Raw genomic sequence first — 16,071 nt, 5'->3', positions numbered from 1 at the left:
CGGTCGCGTCACCCGAGGCCGTGCCCGGCGCCGTCACATCTGCTGCGGGGCGGTCACGCCGAGCGCGTCCAGACCCTCCACGAGCACCCGCTCGGTGAGACGCGCGAGGGCGAGGCGCCCGGCGCGGACGCCCTCGTCGCTCTCCTTGAGGATGGGGGAGGCGTCGTAGAAGGCGGTGAACGCCTGCGCGAGCGAGAAGAGGTACGCGGCGAGGCGGTGCGGCTCGTAGGCGGCCCCCACCTGGGCGAGGACCGGGCCGTACTGCAGCAGCTGCAGCGCGAGCGCCCGCTCCGCGGCGTTCTCCACGAGCGGCACGGCGGCGGCCGTCACGCCCTGCGCCTCGGCGCGGCGCCCGATCGAGCGGATGCGCGCCACCGCGTACTGCAGGTACGGGGCGGTGTTGCCGGTGAGGGCGAGCATCCGGTCCAGGTCGAAGGTGTAGTCGGAGTCGTGCGCGGTGGAGAGGTCCGCGTACTTCACGCCGCCGATCCCGATCGCCCGGGCGATCTGCGCGCGCTCGTCCTCGGGGAGGTCGGGGCGCAGCTCGTCGATGACGGTGCGGGCCTTCGCGACGGCCTCTTCGAGCAGGGCCGCGAGGCGCAGCGAGGCGCCCGAGCGGGTGCGGAGGATCTTGCCGTCCTCGCCCAGCACGGAACCGATCTTCACGTGCGTGGCCTCGACGTCCTCGGGCAGCCAGCCGGCCTCGCGGGCGGTCTCGGCGACCATCGAAAGGTGCAGCTCCTGCGAGGTGCCCACGACGTAGGCGATGCGGTCCGCGCCGAGCTCCCGCACGCGGCGGCGCACGGCGGCGAGGTCCGTCGTCGCATAGCCGTAGCCGCCGTCGGACTTGCGGACGATCAGCGGCAGCGGCTGCTCGTCGCGGCCGGTGAACCCCTGCGGGAAGACGCACAGGGCGCCGTCGGAGATCCGCGCGAGGCCGGCCGCCTCGAGCTCCGCGCACACGGTCTCGAGGTCCGCGTTGTAGGTGGACTCCCCGGCGAGGTCGTCGTCGGTGAGGGTCACGTCGAGCAGGTCGTAGATCCGGTGGAAGTACTCCTTGGACATGCCCACGAGGTCCGTCCAGATCCGCAGCGACTCCGCGTCCCCGGACTGCAGGGTCGCGACGCGCGCGCGGGCCCGCGCGGCGAAGCCCGTCGCCTCCGGGTCCGCGTCGAACTTCGCGCGGGCGGCCTGGTAGAAGGCGTTGGGGTCGGTCGTCAGCAGGCCCGCCTCGTCGCTGTCCTCGCCCACGTCGAGGAGGTGCTCGATGAGCATGCCGAAGGGGGTGCCCCAGTCGCCGATGTGGTTCTGGCGCACGACCGTGTGGCCCAGCTTCTCCAGGGTGCGGGCGATCGCGTCCCCCACGACCGTGGTGCGCAGGTGGCCCACGTGCATCTCCTTGGCGACGTTCGGCGCCGAGTAGTCGATGACGACGGTGTCCACGTGCTCAGGGACGGGGACTCCGAGCGCCTCGTCCTCGGCGAGCTCCGCGGCCTGCGCGGCGACCCAGTCGGTGCGCAGGCGGATGTTGAGGAAGCCCGGTCCGGCGATCTCCGGCGTCTCCGCCACGTCCTCGAGGTCCACGGCGGCGAGGATCTCCGCGGCGATGTCGCGGGGCTTGCGTCCCAGGCGCTTGGCCAGGCCCATCGCGGCATTGCACTGGAAGTCCGCGAACTGGGAGGGACGGATGATCGGATCGGCGTCCGCGTACTCCGGCCCGAAGGCGGCGACGAAGGCGGACTGGAAGCGCTCGGTCAGCGCGATCTCGGGAGCAGGCATGGGATCCAGCGTACTGGGGAGCGGACACGGGGGCCCTCCCCCTGTCGGCCCGGCCACACCGCCCCTACCGTGGAGGCCATGCGCTCCCTCATCACCCTGGTCCTGAACATCATCTGGCTGCTGACCGCCGGCTGGTCCCTGTTCCTCGCCTACGTCGTCGCCGGCCTCCTCGCGTGCCTGCTCGTCGTGACGATCCCCTTCGGCCTCGCCTCCTTCCGCATCGCCGGTTTCGTGATCTGGCCCTTCGGTCGGGAGGTCGTGGACACCGGCCGGGCGGGCGCCGCGAGCGCGATCGGCAACGTGATCTGGTTCCTCGTGGCCGGGTGGTGGCTGGCCCTCGGGCACGTGGTCACCGCCGTCGCCCAGGCCGTGACGATCATCGGACTGCCCCTCGCGTGGGCGAACGTGAAGCTGATCCCCGTGACCTGCTTCCCCTTCGGCAAGGACGTCGTGGACTCCTCGTCGCTGCGCGCGCAGATGTTCCCGACCGCCCGCTGACCTGCCTCCCACGCGGCGCGCCGTCGCCTCCGAGCGGGCCGACGCTTCGTAGAATCGCCCCGGAGGAGTGCGCATCGGCGCACACCGGCTCGCAGGACGAGGAGACGCAGGGACGATGGCAGGGACGAGGACAGGCGATCCACGCCGCGGGGACAGCCCGGACGACGCGGACTGGATCTTCGCCTCCTCCGATCCGCGCACGCTCCCCACGGAGCGCCTGCCCTCGCGCTCGGAGTTCGACCGCTACGCCGCGCCCCTGCTCGCCCGCCGCGAGGAGCCCGCGCTGCCGCCGGGGGAGGGCGAGACCGCGGACCTCTCCGAGATCGACGCCGCCGCCCTCCGCGCCGCGGGCAAGCCCCGTCGGCCCCGCCCGGCCGTGGGCCGCGGCGACGAGCCCGACGCCGCCACCGGCGTGATCCCGGCCGTCGACGGCGAGGACGGGGACGCCGCCGAGGCGCCGCGGCGCAGCTACGCGCGCTCCGGCACGACCCCGAACGCGGAGGACGACGGCCGCGCCCAGCTCTCCACCATCACCATCCCCGCACGCTTCCAGGACCTCGGCATCTTCGACGCCCTCCGGGACGTGCTCGCGCTGATCTGCCTGCTCGCGGCGCTCACCACGAGCTTCACCCTGGGCGCGCTGCCGGTCGTGGACCTCGTGGGCCGGATCGCGCTCGGCATCGCCCTCGTGGCCCTCGTCGCCGTGCACCTGCTGCGCTGGATCCCGGCCACCCCGAACCTGCGCCTCGTGCGCGCCGTGCGGATCATCGGGCTCCTGCCCGCCCTGCTCACCGCGATCGGCACGATCGTCGCGGACCTCGTGCTCTCCGTGCCCGTGCTCTTCGCCTCGCTGCCCGACGGCCCCCCGGTGGGCCTCGGCGTGGGCGTCTCGCTGCTGCTGCTCGGATCGGTCGTCGGCATCGAGCCGCGCGCGCACGAGGGCTACGTGCCCCAGCAGCGGGCCCGCGCCTGGTCCCGCCGTCTGCTCGGGGGCGTCGCCGGCGCGGCGGCCCTCGCGCTGGTCGTGGCGCTCGTGATGATCGTGGGCCGCGTGTTCACGACCGGCTGGCAGTACTCGCTCAACACCTTCGGCAGCACCGTGATCTCCGTGGTGCTGCTGGGCATCGTGCTCGGCTCGGCGCTGCGGCCGGACCTCCTGGGCCGCGACCGCTCCTGGTTCGTGTTCTCGACCGGGGCCGTGGGCGGGCTCGTGGTCCTCGCGCTCGCGGACAACACCGTGCGCCTGCAGTTCGCGGCGCCTGCGAGCTTCGCGACGGGCTACGTCTACCTGCCGTTCCTGTTCGCGGCGTTCGGCCTGATGATCTCCCGCTCGTTCGTGCGCTCGATGCCGGTCTCCTTCCGCCGCGCGGACTGGCTCGTGTACACGGTGCGGGCGATGGAGTTCAGCGCCCTCCTGCACGCCGCGGCGGTGCTGTGGCACCTGCTCGCCGCGATCACCGGGACCGCCGGGATCACCCTGGGCGGCCCTGTGCTGCACCTCGTCGACGCCGCCGTCTGCGCGTGCTTCGTCGCGGTGTCGCTCTTCGCCCGGAAGGCGCTGCTCGAGCGGCCCGCGGCCCTCGCCCGCGCGACGGGCGTCGTGGCGAGCGTGGTGCTCGTGGTCGTCGGCTTCCTCGACATCATCGTCAACTCGATCGCGATCGGCGCCGGTGCGGGCCTGACCACCGGCGGCACCGCGCTCGCGGTCGGTGTGGCCGCGGCGCTCATGCTCACGGTGCCCGCCCCTGTGCGCGACGAGTTCGGCGCCCCGGACCTCTCCCGGATGTTCGCGGACTTCCGCGCCCACGGCTCCGGCCGCGAGTCGCTCCTGGCGCGCGTCCCGGACGTCACCGAGGAGCGCTCGCGCAAGAAGAGCTTCCCCGGCTCCTGACCCTCCGCCCGGGGTCCTGCCGCCGGCGGGACCTGCCGGCGGCCCCGTATCCCCCTCCCGCTCCTCCCCTCAAGGACGCCCCATGTTCCGCTGGACCCTGCACGGTGACGGCCGCACCGTCGCCCCCACCGCGATCGTCCGCCCGGAGGAGCGCCTCGCCTGGCCGCTCACCGTCGGCATCGGCGCGCAGCACGTGGTCGCCATGTTCGGCGCGACCTTCCTGGTGCCGGTGATCACGGGCTTCCCGCCCTCGACCACGCTGCTGTTCTCCGGCCTCGGCACCCTGCTGTTCCTGCTGCTCACCCGGAACCGGGTGCCCAGCTACCTGGGCTCCTCCTTCGCCTTCATCGCCCCGATCACCGCCTCCACGCAGGCGGACTCGATGGGCGCGGCGCTCGGCGGCGTGCTCGTCACCGGCCTGCTGCTCGCGGCGCTCGGCCTGGTGGTGCAGAAGGTCGGCACCGGCTGGATCTCCCGGCTCATGCCGCCGGTGGTGATGGGCTCGATCGTCGCGCTGATCGGGCTGAACCTGGTGCCCTCGAGCTACGAGAACAACTTCTCGAAGGCCCCCGTCACCGCGGCGCTCACCCTGGTCGCGATCATCCTCTGCACGGCCCTGTTCAAGGGGCTGCTGGGGCGCATCAGCGTGCTGATCGGCGTGATCGTCGGGTACGTCATCGCGGTGCTGCGGGGCGAGGTGGACTTCTCCCCGGTGCGGGACGCCGACTGGCTGGGCCTGCCCGAGTTCCACCACCCCACCTTCGACCTCACGCTGCTGCCGATCTTCCTGCCGGTGATCGTGGTGCTGCTCGCGGAGAACGTGGGCCACGTGACGAGCGTCGGCCTCATGACGGGGAGGAACCTCGACCACATGGTGGGGCGGACCCTCACGGCCGACGGCCTCGCGACCGCGCTCTCGGCGACCTTCGGCGGCTCGCCCACGACCACCTACGGCGAGAACATCGGCGTCATGAGCGCGACCCGCGTGTACTCCACCGCGGCCTACTGGGTCGCGGGCGTCGTGGCGATCCTGCTCTCCCTCTCGCCCAAGGTCGGGGCGGTCATCAACACGATCCCGGCCGGTGTGCTGGGCGGCGTCACCTTCGTTCTCTACGGCCTCATCGCGATCGTCGGCTTCCGCATGTGGGTCGACGGCAGGGTCGACTTCTCGCGCCCCAAGAACCAGATCACCGCGGGCGTCTCGCTCACCATCGCGATCGCGGACCTCCACTGGCAGCTCGGCGGCTTCGCCTTCACCGGGATCGCCCTGGGCACTCTCGCGGCGCTCGCGATCTACCACGGCATGAGCGGCCTGGGCCGCCTCACGGGGACCGACGCCCCGGCCGGGGACGCGGCCGCGGAGCCCGTCGCGGCGGGTCCCGCGACGTCGCAGAGCTGACCGGGCGGCGCCCGGGAATCCTCTGGCGTCGCGGCCCGGCGCCGGGGGAGGATCGGGGGCATGACCACCCACGAGCCCGCCTCCTACGACCCCGCCTCCGGTGACCCCGTCCTCACCGGCATCGCCGACACCCGGGACGGCGGCCCGAAGCTCGGCGGGGAGCGTGAGCTCCTGGACTCCTGGCTCGAGGAGTACCGCCTGACCGCACTGCTGAAGGTCCAGGACCTCACCCCTGCGCAGCTCGCGGAGCGCTCGTGCCCGCCCTCGACGCTGAGCCTGCTGGGCGTGCTGCGCCATCTCACCGAGGTCGAGGCGTACTGGCTGCGGGAGGTGCTCCACGACCTCGACGTCCCGGACCGCTACTCGACGCCCGAGCGGCCCGACGGCGATCTCGAGGGCGCCGCGGGCGGCACCGCGGCGGCGGATGTCGAGGCCTACCGCGAGGAGGTCGCGCTGGCCCGGGAGTCGGCAGCGGCCTGGACGGATCTCGATGCTCCGGTGCGCGGGCTGCGGAAGGGCGAGCAGCTGAACCTGCGCTGGATCCTCACGCATCTCATCGAGGAGTACGCCCGGCACCTGGGGCACATGGACCTGCTGCGGGAGCGGGTGGACGGGGCGACCGGCTACTGAGGCCCTGTCGCCGAGCGTCGTTGCCGAATTGACGCATGGACCCGCTTTCGTAATGAGGTGAGGCGAGGCTAAGCTCGCTCGCGTGCCCCAGTCCGCCGCCCCCGCCCCGACCGTCCCCGCCCCGGCGCTGATCGGCGAGGAGCTCGTGCTCCGCTACGGCCGCACGCCCGTCGTCCACGGGGTCGACGTCGCGCTCCGGCCCGGCACGGTCACCGCCCTCCTGGGCCCCAACGGCAGCGGGAAGTCCACCGTGCTGCGCGCGCTCGCCCGGCTCCACCCGCTGAGCGGCGGCGAGGTGCGCCTGCAGGACCAGGCCGACGGTGGCCCCCGCGAGCGCTCCACCGCGCTGCTGTCCCCGATGGAGCTCGCCCGCGCGATGACCCTGTTCACCCAGACCCGCTCGAGCCCGCAGGGGCTCGCGGTGCGCGAGGTCGTGGCCTTCGGCCGCCATCCCCACCGCCGACGCTTCGCCGGGCTCTCCCCGGCCGACCGCGCCGCGATCGACCACGCCATGGCGCTCACCGGGATCACCGCCCTCGCGGACCGCGGCGTCGGCGAGCTCTCCGGCGGCGAGATGCAGCGCGTCTGGCTCGCCTCCTGCCTCGCCCAGGACACCGGCATCGTGCTGCTCGACGAGCCCACGAACCACCTGGACCTGCGCTACCAGATCGAGACGCTCGACCTCGTGCGGGACCTCGCCGAGCTCCACGGCACCGCCGTGGGGATCGTGCTCCACGACCTCGACCACGCCGCCCGCATCGCCGACCAGGTGCTCCTCCTGTGCCGCGGCGAGGTCCACGCCGCGGGCGGCGCCGCGGAGGTGCTCACCTCCGAGCACCTCACCGCGGTCTACGAGATCCCCGTCGATGTGGTGCAGGAGCCCGGGACCGGGCGCCTGCGCATCGACGCCCGCGGCCGGCACGCCCGCCGCGAGCAGCCGGGACGGGACGCCGCGCACACCGGCGACCGCTCCGGCGACCCCGCGCTCAGCGCCGCGGCAGCCCGCGCCTGAGCACCCCGCGCCGAGGACCCCTCCGCGCGCCACCCCACCCTGACCCGAGGACCCAGATGACCCCCATGCCCCGGCGCCTCGTCGCCGCGCTCGCGAGCTCCGCCGCCGCCCTCACCCTCGCCGCCTGCGGCACCACCGAGGTCGCCGATCCCGCCACCGGCTCCGGCTCGGACGACGGCGGCGCGGCCGCCGCGATCTCCGAGAGCTGCGCCGCCGACTCGACCGCCACGAGCACCGACCCCGTCACCCTCACCGACGGCGTGGGCCGCACCGTGGAGCTCGAGAAGCCCGCCCGGAAGGTCGCCGTCCTCGAGTGGCAGCAGACCGAGGACCTCCTCAGCCTGTGCGTCCCGCCGGTCGCCGTCGCCGACGTCGAGGGCTTCACCACCTGGGACACCGCGGAGACCCTGCCCGAGGGCACGACGGACGTCGGCACCCGCGGCGAGCCCAACCTCGACGCCCTCGCCGGTGCGGACCCCGACCTCATCATCGTCGAGGTCTCCTCCGCGGACGAAGAGGTCATCGCCCAGCTCGAGACGCTCGGCGTGCCGGTCCTCGCGACCGTCGGCGCCGATGCCGCGGACCCGGTCGGCCACATGAAGGAGCTCTTCACGCTGATCGGGGACGCGACCGGCCGCTCCGAGCGCGCCGACGTCGTGCTCGGCGAGTTCGACGAGCACGTCGCCGCCGCGAAGGAGGAGGTCGCCTCCGCGGACCTCCCGACCACCGACTTCGTCTACTTCGACGGCTGGGTCGACGGCGGCACCGTCTCGATCCGCCCGTTCGGCAAGGGCGCCCTGTTCAGCGCCCTCGGCGAGGAGCTCGGGCTCACCGCCGCCTGGACCGGCGAGACCGACCCGCAGTACGGCCTTGGCCAGACCGACATCGAGGGCCTGACCACGGTGGGTGAGGCGAACCTCTTCTACACCGGCACCGACGACCCGGCCGGCGACTACGTCGCCGAGCTCGAGAAGAACGAGCTCTACGCGAAGCTGCCCGCCGTGACCGAGAACCGCGCCCACGCGTTCCCCACCGGCATCTGGACCTTCGGCGGCCCGCGCTCCGCGGAGCAGGCGATCGACGCCTACGTCGACGCCATCGCCGGCTGATGCCGCGCACGGCGAGCGCACCGACAGCGACCGGGGGCCGCCCGGCCCCCGCGGGCGGGTGGCCCGCCGACGGCGCCCCGACCCCCGGCGCGATGCCGGGGCGGACCGGCGTCGCCGGCCTCGCGGGAGGGGTCCTGACCCTCGCGCTGCTCGCGCTCGCCGTCGCGGCCGTCGGCCTGTGGCACCTCACCCAGGGGACCTCCGGCATCGGGGTCGGGGACCTGCTGCGCCACCTGCTCGGCGCGGACCGCCCCGGCACCGGGCCCGCGATCGGGGAGATCCTCACCGCCTCCCGCGTGCCCCGGCTGCTCGCGGGCGTCGTCGTCGGCATCGCCCTCGGCGTCGCCGGCGCGCTCCTGCAGTCCGTCTCCCGCAACGCCCTCGCCTCCCCGGACACCCTCGCGGTGACCGCTGGCTCCTACTTCGCGATCTGCCTCGTCGCCGCGCTCGGGCTCTCGGTCCCGCTGTGGGCCTCGGGCGGGGTCGCCTTCGTGGGCGGCCTGCTCGCCGCGGGCGCCGTGCTCGCCCTCGCCGGCGGCGCCGGCACCTCGACCACGCGCCTCGTGCTCGCGGGATCCGCCGTCGCCATGGCGCTCCAGGCGGGCACCTCGATGCTGCTGATCCTCTTCGAGCAGGAGACGACGGGGCTGTACGCGTGGGGCAGCGGCTCCCTCTCCCAGCTGAACCTCGACGCCTCCCTGCGCGCCCTGCCGGTGATCGCGCTCGTGCTCGCGATCGCGCTCCTGCTCTCCCGCCGCCTCGACGTGCTCGGCGCGGGGGACGACACGGCCGCGACGCTCGGCGTCCCGGTGCGGCGCACCCGCGTGCTCGCCGTGCTCGCCGCGGTCGTGCTCACCGCGACCGCGGTGACCGTCGCGGGGCCGCTCGCCTTCGTGGGGCTCGGCGCCCCCGTGCTCGCCCGGCTCGCCGCCTCGCGGGTGCCCGCCCTGCACCGCCATCTGCTGCTGGTCCCCGCGGCGGGCCTGATCGGCGCGCTCGTCGTGCTGCTCGCCGACGCGACGGTCCGTGCGGCGCTCGGCGCGACCGCCGCGGCGAGCATCCCCACGGGGGTGCCGACGGCGCTGCTGGGCGCCGTGGTGATCGTGGTCCTCGCCCGCCGGATGCGGGACGCGGGCCCCGCCCGCCGGCCCCCGGAGGCACGGACGGGCCTGCGCTCCTCCCGGAGATTCTGGATCGTGGGCGGTGTGCTGCTGGTGCTGCTGATCGCCGTCGCTATCGGCGGGCTGCTCGGCGGGAGCCTCCTGCTGCGCACGGGGGACCTGCTGCTGTGGATCCGCGGCGACGCCCCCACCCTCGTCTCCCGCGCGCTCGGGGAGCGCCTGCCGCGGATGTCCGCCGCCGTGCTCGCGGGCGGCGCGCTCGCCCTCGCCGGCGGGATCGTCCAGTCCACCGTCCGCAACCCGCTCGCGGAGCCCGGCCTGCTGGGCATCACCGCGGGCGCCGGCCTCGGCGCGGCGCTCGTCGTGACGACGATCGGCGGCGGCCGGCCCGCGATGGTCGCGCTCGCCGTGGTCATGGGCCTCGCGACCTTCGCCCTCACCGCCCTCCTCGCCCGGCAGGGCACGGGACTCGCGCCCGAGCGCTTCGTGCTGATCGGGATCGGCGTGGGCTACGGGATGACGGCGCTGACGACCTTCGTGCTGCTGCGCTCGAACCCCTTCGACACCCCGCGCGTGCTCACCTGGCTCTCCGGCACCACCTACGGCCGCTCCCTCGCGGACGTCGTCCCGGTGCTCGTCGTGCTCGTGCTCGCCCTGCCCGTCGTGCTCGCGCTGCACCGGGAGCTGGACCTGCTGACGATCGACGAGGACACCCCGCAGATCCTCGGCGTGCCCCGCGAGCGGGCGCGCCTCGTGGTGCTCGCGCTCGCCGCGGTGCTCGCCGCGATCAGCGTGGTCGCGGTCGGCGTGGTCGGCTTCGTGGGCCTCGTCGCCCCGCACCTCGCCCGTGCCCTCGTGGGCGGCCGGCACCTGCGCATGCTCCCCGTCGCGATGCTGCTGGGCGGGGTGCTCGTGGGCGTCGCGGACCTCCTGGGCCGCATGCTCATCGCCCCGGCGCAGGTGCCCGCGGGACTGCTCGTCGCCGTGATCGGCGCGCCCTACTTCCTCTGGCTGCTCTGGCGGTCCCGGGCCTGAGTTGTCGGGGCGAGCGCCGCGACGTCGGAGGCGCCGGCGTCACGGGACCGGCGCGAGCACGTCCACGAGCGAGAAGAGATCCTTCGGGTCGTCGGGATCGGCCACGAGGTCCACGGAGGCCTCCAGGTCCGTGCCCGCGGTCGCGTCGCGTGCGCAGCGCAGGGCGGAGAAGTCCGAGATGGCGAAGCCCACCGAGTCGAGCACCGTGATCTCCTCCGCGTCGCGGCGTCCCGGCGCGGCGCCCGTGAGCACCTCCCACAGCTCGGTCACGGGGAAGTCCGGCGCCAGCTGCTGGATCTCGCCCTCGATGCGGGTCTGCGGGGTGAACTCGACGACCACGCGGGCCCGCTCGAGGAGCGCGGCCTCGAGCTCGGTCTTGCCGGGGCAGTCGCCGCCGATCGCGTTGACGTGCACGCCGGGCCGCACCTGGTCCGCCCGCAGCACCGTCGCCCGGGTCTTGTCCGCGGTGCAGGTGGTGATGACGTCCGCCCCGTCGACCGCCTCGTCCACCGTTCCGGCGTCGTGGATCCGGAAGCCGAGCGGCTCGAGGTTCCGGCGCAGCTTGGCCATGGCCGCCGGGTCGACGTCGACCACGCGCAGCTCCTCGATCCCCAGCAGTCCGCGCATCGCGAGGGCCTGGAACTCGGACTGCGAGCCGGCGCCCACGAGGGCGAGCACGCGGGAGTCCGGGCGGGCCAGGTACCGGGCCGCGAGGGCGGAGAGCGCGGCCGTGCGCAGCGCCGTCAGCAGCGTCATCTCCGCGAGGAACACGGGATAGCCGTTGTCGACGTCGGCCAGGGCGCCGAACGCGGTGACGGTCTGGAAGCCGCGGGCGGGGTTCGAGGGGTGGCCGTTGACGTACTTGAAGGAGTACGTCTCGCCGTCGGAGGTGGGCATGAGCTCGATGACGCCGAGCGGCGTGTGGCTCGCGATGCGCGGGATCTTCTCGAAGCTCTCCCAGCGCCGGTAGTCCGCCTCGAGGTACTGCGCCATGCGGGTGAGGATCCGCTCCGCGCCGTCGCGCCGGATCCATCGCGCCGCACCCGTCACGTCGAGCAGCTGGGTCATCGTCCTCACCTCCGGGGCGGGCCGGTCGGGGGCCGGCAGGGAGTCCTGGCCGTCATCGTAGGACCCCGCACCGGCCGCCGCCGCGGGAACGCACGGACGGGCCCGGCCGCCCCGAGGGAGCGACCGGGCCCGTCCGTGGGGAAGGTCCGGCGGGGAGGTCAGTACTCGATGACCACGCGGCCGTCGATCTTGCCCTCCTTCATCTCGCCGAGGATCTGGTTGATGTCCTCGAGGGGGCGCTTGGTGAAGGTCGGGTGGATCTTCCCGGCCGCGTAGAACTCGATCGCCTCCGCGAGGTCCTGACGGGTGCCGACGATCGAGCCGCGGATCGTGAGGCCCTTGAGCACGATGTCGAAGATCGGGGCGGGGAAGTCGCCCGGGGGCAGGCCGTTGAAGACGATCGTCCCGCCGCGGCGGGTCATGCCGATCGCCTGGCCGAACGCCTTGGGGTGCACGGCCGTGACGAGCACGCCGTGGCTGCCGCCCACCTTCTCCTGGATGACGGCGACCGGGTCCTCGCTCGACGCGTCGACGACGATCTCCGCGCCGTGCTTCGTGGCGAGGTCGAGCTTCTCCTGGGCGATGTCCACTGCGATCACGCGCATGCCCATCGCGACCGCGTACTGCACGGCGATGTGGCCGAGGCCGCCGATCCCGGAGATGACGACCCACTCGCCGGGGCGTACCTCGGTGCGCTTGAGGCCCTTGTAGACGGTGACGCCGGCGCACAGCACGGGGGCGATCTCGTAGGGGTCCGCGCCCTCGGGGATGCGGGCCGCGAACTTGGTGTCCACGAGCATGTACTGGCCGAAGGAGCCGTCGACGCTGTAGCCGCCGTTCTCCTGCTGCTCGCACAGCGTCTCCCAGCCGGTGCGGCAGTACTGGCAGTCGCCGCAGGCGCTCCACAGCCAGGCGTTGCCGATCGTGTCGCCGACCTCGACGTCCTCGACGCCCTCGCCGATCTTCTCGACGACGCCCACGCCCTCGTGGCCGGGGACGAAGGGCGGGGAGGGCTTCACGGGCCAGTCGCCCTCGGCGGCGTGGAGGTCGGTGTGGCACACGCCGGAGGCGATGAGCTTGACGAGGGCCTGGCCGCGGCCGGGCTCGGGGAGGGTGTAGTCCTCGACGGTGAGCTCGCTGCCGAACTCGTGGACGACGGCGGCGGTCATGGTGCTGGTCATCGTTCTCTCTCCTTGATCGGCCCGTCATCGGGCGCGGGGTGAGGGCGGGACGTCGGCAGGGTGCCGGCGGACCGTTCGTGCTGTCTTCGGTCGGACTCCGCGACGGTGGTCGCCGCGGTGCTGCCGACGGGGGCGGGGCGGGCGCCGGGCGGCGCGGCTCGGCCGCCCCCGTCGGGGCTCGGGGTCGGCTCAGAAGAAGCCGAGCTTCTGCTCCGAGTAGGAGACGAGGAGGTTCTTCGTCTGCTGGTAGTGGTCGAGCATCATGAGGTGGTTCTCGCGGCCGATGCCGGAGGACTTGTACCCGCCGAACGCGGCGTGCGCGGGATAGGAGTGGTAGTTGTTCACCCACACGCGGCCGGCCTGGATGGCCCGCCCGGCGCGGTAGATGGTGTTCTGCTGCCGGCTCCACACGCCCGACCCGAGCCCGTAGAGGGTGTCGTTGGCGATCGAGATCGCCTCGTCGTAGTCGGAGAAGCGGGTCAGGGCGAGGACAGGACCGAAGATCTCCTCCTGGAAGATCCGCATCGAGTTGTCCCCCTCGAACACGGTGGGGGTCACGTAGTAGCCGCCGGAGAGGTCGCCGCCGAGGTCGGCGCGCTCGCCGCCGGTGAGCAGCTTCGCGCCCTCCTGGGTGCCGATGTCGATGTAGGACAGGATCTTCTCGAGCTGGTCGTTGCTCGCCTGCGCGCCGATCATCGTGTCGGTGTCCAGCGGGTCGCCCTGCTTGGTGGCCTTCACCCGCTCGAGGCCGTCGGCCACGAAGGAGTCGAAGATGCTGTCCGGGACGAGGGCGCGCGAGGGGCAGGTGCAGACCTCGCCCTGGTTCAGGGAGAACATCGCGAAGCCCTCGAGGGCCTTGTCGTAGTAGGAGTCCTTCTGCGCGGCGACGTCCTCGAAGAAGAGGTTCGGGCTCTTGCCGCCCAGCTCGAGGGTCACCGGGATGAGGTTCTGGCTCGCGTACTGCATGATCAGGCGGCCGGTCGTGGTCTCACCGGTGAAGGCGATCTTCGCGATGCGCTTGTTCGAGGCGAGCGGCTTGCCGGCCTCGACGCCGAACCCGTTGACGATGTTGACGACGCCCTCGGGGAGCAGGTCGCCGATGAGCTCGAAGAGCACGAGGATCGAGGCGGGGGTCTGCTCGGCGGGCTTGAGCACCACGCAGTTGCCGGCCGCGAGGGCGGGGGCGAGCTTCCAGACGGCCATGAGGATCGGGAAGTTCCACGGGATGATCTGGCCGACCACGCCGAGCGGCTCGTGGAAGTGGTAGGCGACCGTGTCCTCGTCGATCTGGGAGAGCGCGCCCTCCTGGGCGCGGATCGCGCCGGCGAAGTAGCGGAAGTGGTCGATCGCGAGCGGGATGTCCGCGTTGAGGGTCTCCCGCACGGGCTTGCCGTTGTCCCAGGTCTCGGCGACGGCGATGTGCTCGAGGTTCTCCTCGATGCGGTCGGCGATCCTGTTGAGGATCACCGCGCGCTCGGCGGGGGAGGTCGTGTTCCAGGTGGGGGCCGCGGCGTGGGCGGCGTCGAGCGCCAGCTCCACGTCCTCCGCGGTCGAGCGGGCGACCTCGGTGAAGACCTCGCCGGTGACCGGCGTGGGGTTCTGGAAGTACTCGCCCTTGGTGGGCGGCACCCACTGGCCCCCGATGTAGTTCTCGTAGCGGGAGCGGAAGGAGACCTTCGCTCCCTCGGTGCCGGGGCGTGCATAGACGGTCATGAGGTTCCCTTCGTCGCGAACGTAACTGCCGTCCGTTCCGTCGCCGGGGACCGATCGGGGTCCGACGGCGGCGTCGGAGTAGGTCGACTGTAATCCGGGTCACGTTGCGGCGACGTTGCGCGGCCGCTGCGGTGCTCAGAGGCCGGTGCCGCGCAGCTCCTCGAGCCGCACCACGGCCTCCGCGCGCTCGGGGGCGTCCGGCGGGGCGAGGGACAGCACCGCCATGAGCACGTCCTCGCCCTCCCGGGCCTCGGGGAGCTGCGAGTACCTCCACAGCTGGTCCCAGCTGCCGTTGTCCATGAGCAGCTGGTGCACGAGCGCGGCCGTGCGCTCCCGCAGGTCACGGATCGCGGGGGCGTCGGAGGAGGGCAGCAGCGCGCCGCGGTAGCTCGCGAGCACCTGGTCCACGTCACCGCGGGTGATCGCCTCCCGCGCCTCGTGGAGGTCGCTCGTGATCCCGCCCGTGAGGCGGTAGGGCCGAGAGGCGAGGCCGGGCCGGGAGGCCTCGGGGCCGGGCAGCGCGGCGAGCACCTTGCGCAGGCGCACGAGCTCCGCGCGCACGGTCCCCTCGGCAGCGCCGGAGTCGTGGACGTCCTGGGCGATCTCCCCGCCGCTCAGGCCGTCGCCGGCCCGGTGCAGGAGCGTGAGCAGCTCCGCGTGCCTTCCGCTCAGCTCCACCTGCTCCCCGCCGACGACGAGCAGGGGCGTGCGCCGGCCGAGCACGAGCAGCCGCGCGGCGGGGGACGCCTCAGCAGCGGGCCGGGCCGAGACGATCGGGAAGGACCGGGGGGAGGAGGCCGTCGGCACGGTGGAGTCGGAGCCGGAGCCGCCTCGGCCGGCGGACTCCTCGGCGAGCAAGGAGCGCAGCTCCTCCTCCGCGGCGCGGGCGGCGGAGGCGAGCAGGGGCAGCACGAGCGGGGCGACGGCGTCCTCGCCGCCGGTGACGTCGATGACCCCGAGGGTCTGCCGGGTGAGCGGATGGAGGACGGGCACCGCGGAGCAGCTCCAGGGGTGGACCGCCTCGACGAAGTGTTCCGCGCCCACGACCTGCGCGGCCGCGCTCGTGGAGAGGGCGAGGGCGGGGGCGGAGGTGCCCATCGCCCGCTCGGACCAGTCCACGCCGGGGGCGAAGCCCATCCGCTCGGCCCGGGAGAGCATCGACCGCTGGCCCTCGACCCACAGCAGGCGGCCGCCCGCGTCGCCGAGGGCGACCACGAGCCCGGCGGAGACCGCGGGGTCGATGAGCCGGTCGCGCAGCAGCGGCAGCACGCGGGCGAAGAGGTGCTCGCGCCGCAGCTCCTCGAGATCGTCGTCCACGACCGCCGGGTCGACGGCCGCGGCGCCGCGGGCGGCGAGGCTCGCGATCGAGCGCACCCAGCTCTCGAGCACGGGCGCGCGGACGGCGCCGAGAGTGCCCCGTGCGGGATCGAGCGCGGAGCGCAGGTCCTCGTGGGCGCGCAGCACCTGCTGCTGGTAGGCGCGCTCGGTGGGCGGGACCGGGGAGGCGGTCATCGCGCTCCTCGGTCGCCGATGCCGCCGTGGTCGCGGCGGTCTGACCCGCGCGCGCAGGCGCCCGCGAGCCGTGCTCGGTCGGTCACGATCCACCTCGTCGTCCGTCGTGCCGGGAATGGTCCG

General features: G+C 73.7%; 12 protein-coding genes. 7 read left to right on the top strand and 5 right to left on the bottom strand.

What is annotated here, in order from left to right:
• Nucleotides 1–33 precede the first annotated feature (33 nt).
• Nucleotides 34–1,779 (bottom strand): arginine--tRNA ligase, encoded by a 1,746-nt coding sequence (gene argS, locus C1N80_RS00095; RefSeq protein WP_137768897.1) that lies wholly within the window; start codon nucleotides 1,777–1,779, stop codon nucleotides 34–36.
• A gap of 78 nt (nucleotides 1,780–1,857) precedes the next feature.
• Here argS and C1N80_RS00090 point away from each other — a divergent pair, with 78 nt between their 5' ends.
• The 7 genes from C1N80_RS00090 (at nucleotide 1,858) to C1N80_RS00060 (ending at nucleotide 10,474) form a co-directional block, all read left to right on the top strand.
• Nucleotides 1,858–2,277, top strand: a complete 420-nt coding sequence (locus C1N80_RS00090; protein ID WP_137768896.1) for a YccF domain-containing protein — start codon at nucleotides 1,858–1,860, stop codon at nucleotides 2,275–2,277.
• Between the two features lie 115 nt (nucleotides 2,278–2,392).
• Entirely contained in the window at nucleotides 2,393–4,168 is a 1,776-nt protein-coding gene (locus C1N80_RS00085; RefSeq protein ID WP_137768895.1) for a hypothetical protein, read from the top strand.
• 82 nt (nucleotides 4,169–4,250) lie between these two features.
• Nucleotides 4,251–5,567, top strand: coding sequence for a uracil-xanthine permease family protein (locus tag C1N80_RS00080; protein ID WP_137768894.1), 1,317 nt, complete (start codon nucleotides 4,251–4,253; stop codon nucleotides 5,565–5,567).
• 60 nt (nucleotides 5,568–5,627) lie between these two features.
• Entirely contained in the window at nucleotides 5,628–6,197 is a 570-nt protein-coding gene (locus C1N80_RS00075) for a DinB family protein (RefSeq protein ID WP_137768893.1), read from the top strand.
• 82 nt (nucleotides 6,198–6,279) lie between these two features.
• Complete coding sequence (locus C1N80_RS00070; RefSeq protein WP_205750652.1) at nucleotides 6,280–7,209, top strand: ABC transporter ATP-binding protein; 930 nt, start codon at nucleotides 6,280–6,282, stop codon at nucleotides 7,207–7,209.
• Between the two features lie 56 nt (nucleotides 7,210–7,265).
• The gene (locus tag C1N80_RS00065; protein ID WP_137768892.1) at nucleotides 7,266–8,318 is read left to right on the top strand and encodes an iron-siderophore ABC transporter substrate-binding protein; all 1,053 of its coding nucleotides are present in this window, start codon (nucleotides 7,266–7,268) and stop codon (nucleotides 8,316–8,318) included.
• A 92-nt stretch (nucleotides 8,319–8,410) separates the two neighbouring features.
• On the top strand, nucleotides 8,411–10,474 hold the full coding sequence (locus C1N80_RS00060) for an iron ABC transporter permease (protein WP_137768891.1): 2,064 nt from the start codon (nucleotides 8,411–8,413) through the stop codon (nucleotides 10,472–10,474).
• Between the two features lie 39 nt (nucleotides 10,475–10,513).
• On the opposite strand, the gene C1N80_RS00055 is transcribed toward C1N80_RS00060, so the two are convergent.
• The 4 genes from C1N80_RS00055 to C1N80_RS15360 all read right to left on the bottom strand — a co-directional run bounded on the left by C1N80_RS00055 (nucleotide 10,514) and on the right by C1N80_RS15360 (nucleotide 15,948).
• A complete protein-coding gene (locus C1N80_RS00055; RefSeq protein WP_137768890.1) occupies nucleotides 10,514–11,542 on the bottom strand; it encodes an ornithine cyclodeaminase in 1,029 nt (342 codons plus the stop codon).
• Nucleotides 11,543–11,700: 158 nt separating this feature from the next.
• Entirely contained in the window at nucleotides 11,701–12,723 is a 1,023-nt protein-coding gene (gene adhP / locus C1N80_RS00050) for an alcohol dehydrogenase AdhP (RefSeq protein ID WP_137768889.1), read from the bottom strand.
• Between the two features lie 189 nt (nucleotides 12,724–12,912).
• A complete protein-coding gene (locus tag C1N80_RS00045) occupies nucleotides 12,913–14,436 on the bottom strand; it encodes an aldehyde dehydrogenase family protein (protein WP_137768888.1) in 1,524 nt (507 codons plus the stop codon).
• Between the two features lie 135 nt (nucleotides 14,437–14,571).
• Nucleotides 14,572–15,948 carry a helix-turn-helix domain-containing protein gene (locus tag C1N80_RS15360; protein WP_168197979.1) on the bottom strand — a complete coding sequence of 459 codons (1,377 nt, stop codon included), beginning with the start codon at nucleotides 15,946–15,948 and terminating at the stop codon, nucleotides 14,572–14,574.
• Nucleotides 15,949–16,071: the final 123 nt, after the last annotated feature.

Source organism: Brachybacterium sp. SGAir0954, from assembly GCF_005490785.1.
GTDB lineage: Bacteria > Actinomycetota > Actinomycetes > Actinomycetales > Dermabacteraceae > Brachybacterium > Brachybacterium rhamnosum.
Note: the sequence above shows the minus strand (reverse complement) of the source record. Positions and strands in the feature narration are given on the sequence as shown.

What these genes read in the sequence shown, in the direction of transcription:
- C1N80_RS00090 (WP_137768896.1), top strand. Translation starts at nt 1,858, where the DNA reads ATGCGCTCCCTCATCACCCTGGTCCTGAACATCATCTGGCTGCTGACC.
- C1N80_RS00080 (WP_137768894.1), top strand. Translation starts at nt 4,251, where the DNA reads ATGTTCCGCTGGACCCTGCACGGTGACGGCCGCACCGTCGCCCCCACC.
- adhP (WP_137768889.1), bottom strand. Translation starts at nt 12,723, where the DNA reads ATGACCAGCACCATGACCGCCGCCGTCGTCCACGAGTTCGGCAGCGAG.
- C1N80_RS00055 (WP_137768890.1), bottom strand. Translation starts at nt 11,542, where the DNA reads ATGACCCAGCTGCTCGACGTGACGGGTGCGGCGCGATGGATCCGGCGC.
- C1N80_RS15360 (WP_168197979.1), bottom strand. Translation starts at nt 15,948, where the DNA reads ATGACCGCCTCCCCGGTCCCGCCCACCGAGCGCGCCTACCAGCAGCAG.
- C1N80_RS00085 (WP_137768895.1), top strand. Translation starts at nt 2,393, where the DNA reads ATGGCAGGGACGAGGACAGGCGATCCACGCCGCGGGGACAGCCCGGAC.
- C1N80_RS00060 (WP_137768891.1), top strand. Translation starts at nt 8,411, where the DNA reads ATGCCGGGGCGGACCGGCGTCGCCGGCCTCGCGGGAGGGGTCCTGACC.
- C1N80_RS00045 (WP_137768888.1), bottom strand. Translation starts at nt 14,436, where the DNA reads ATGACCGTCTATGCACGCCCCGGCACCGAGGGAGCGAAGGTCTCCTTC.
- argS (WP_137768897.1), bottom strand. Translation starts at nt 1,779, where the DNA reads ATGCCTGCTCCCGAGATCGCGCTGACCGAGCGCTTCCAGTCCGCCTTC.
- C1N80_RS00075 (WP_137768893.1), top strand. Translation starts at nt 5,628, where the DNA reads ATGACCACCCACGAGCCCGCCTCCTACGACCCCGCCTCCGGTGACCCC.
- C1N80_RS00065 (WP_137768892.1), top strand. Translation starts at nt 7,266, where the DNA reads ATGACCCCCATGCCCCGGCGCCTCGTCGCCGCGCTCGCGAGCTCCGCC.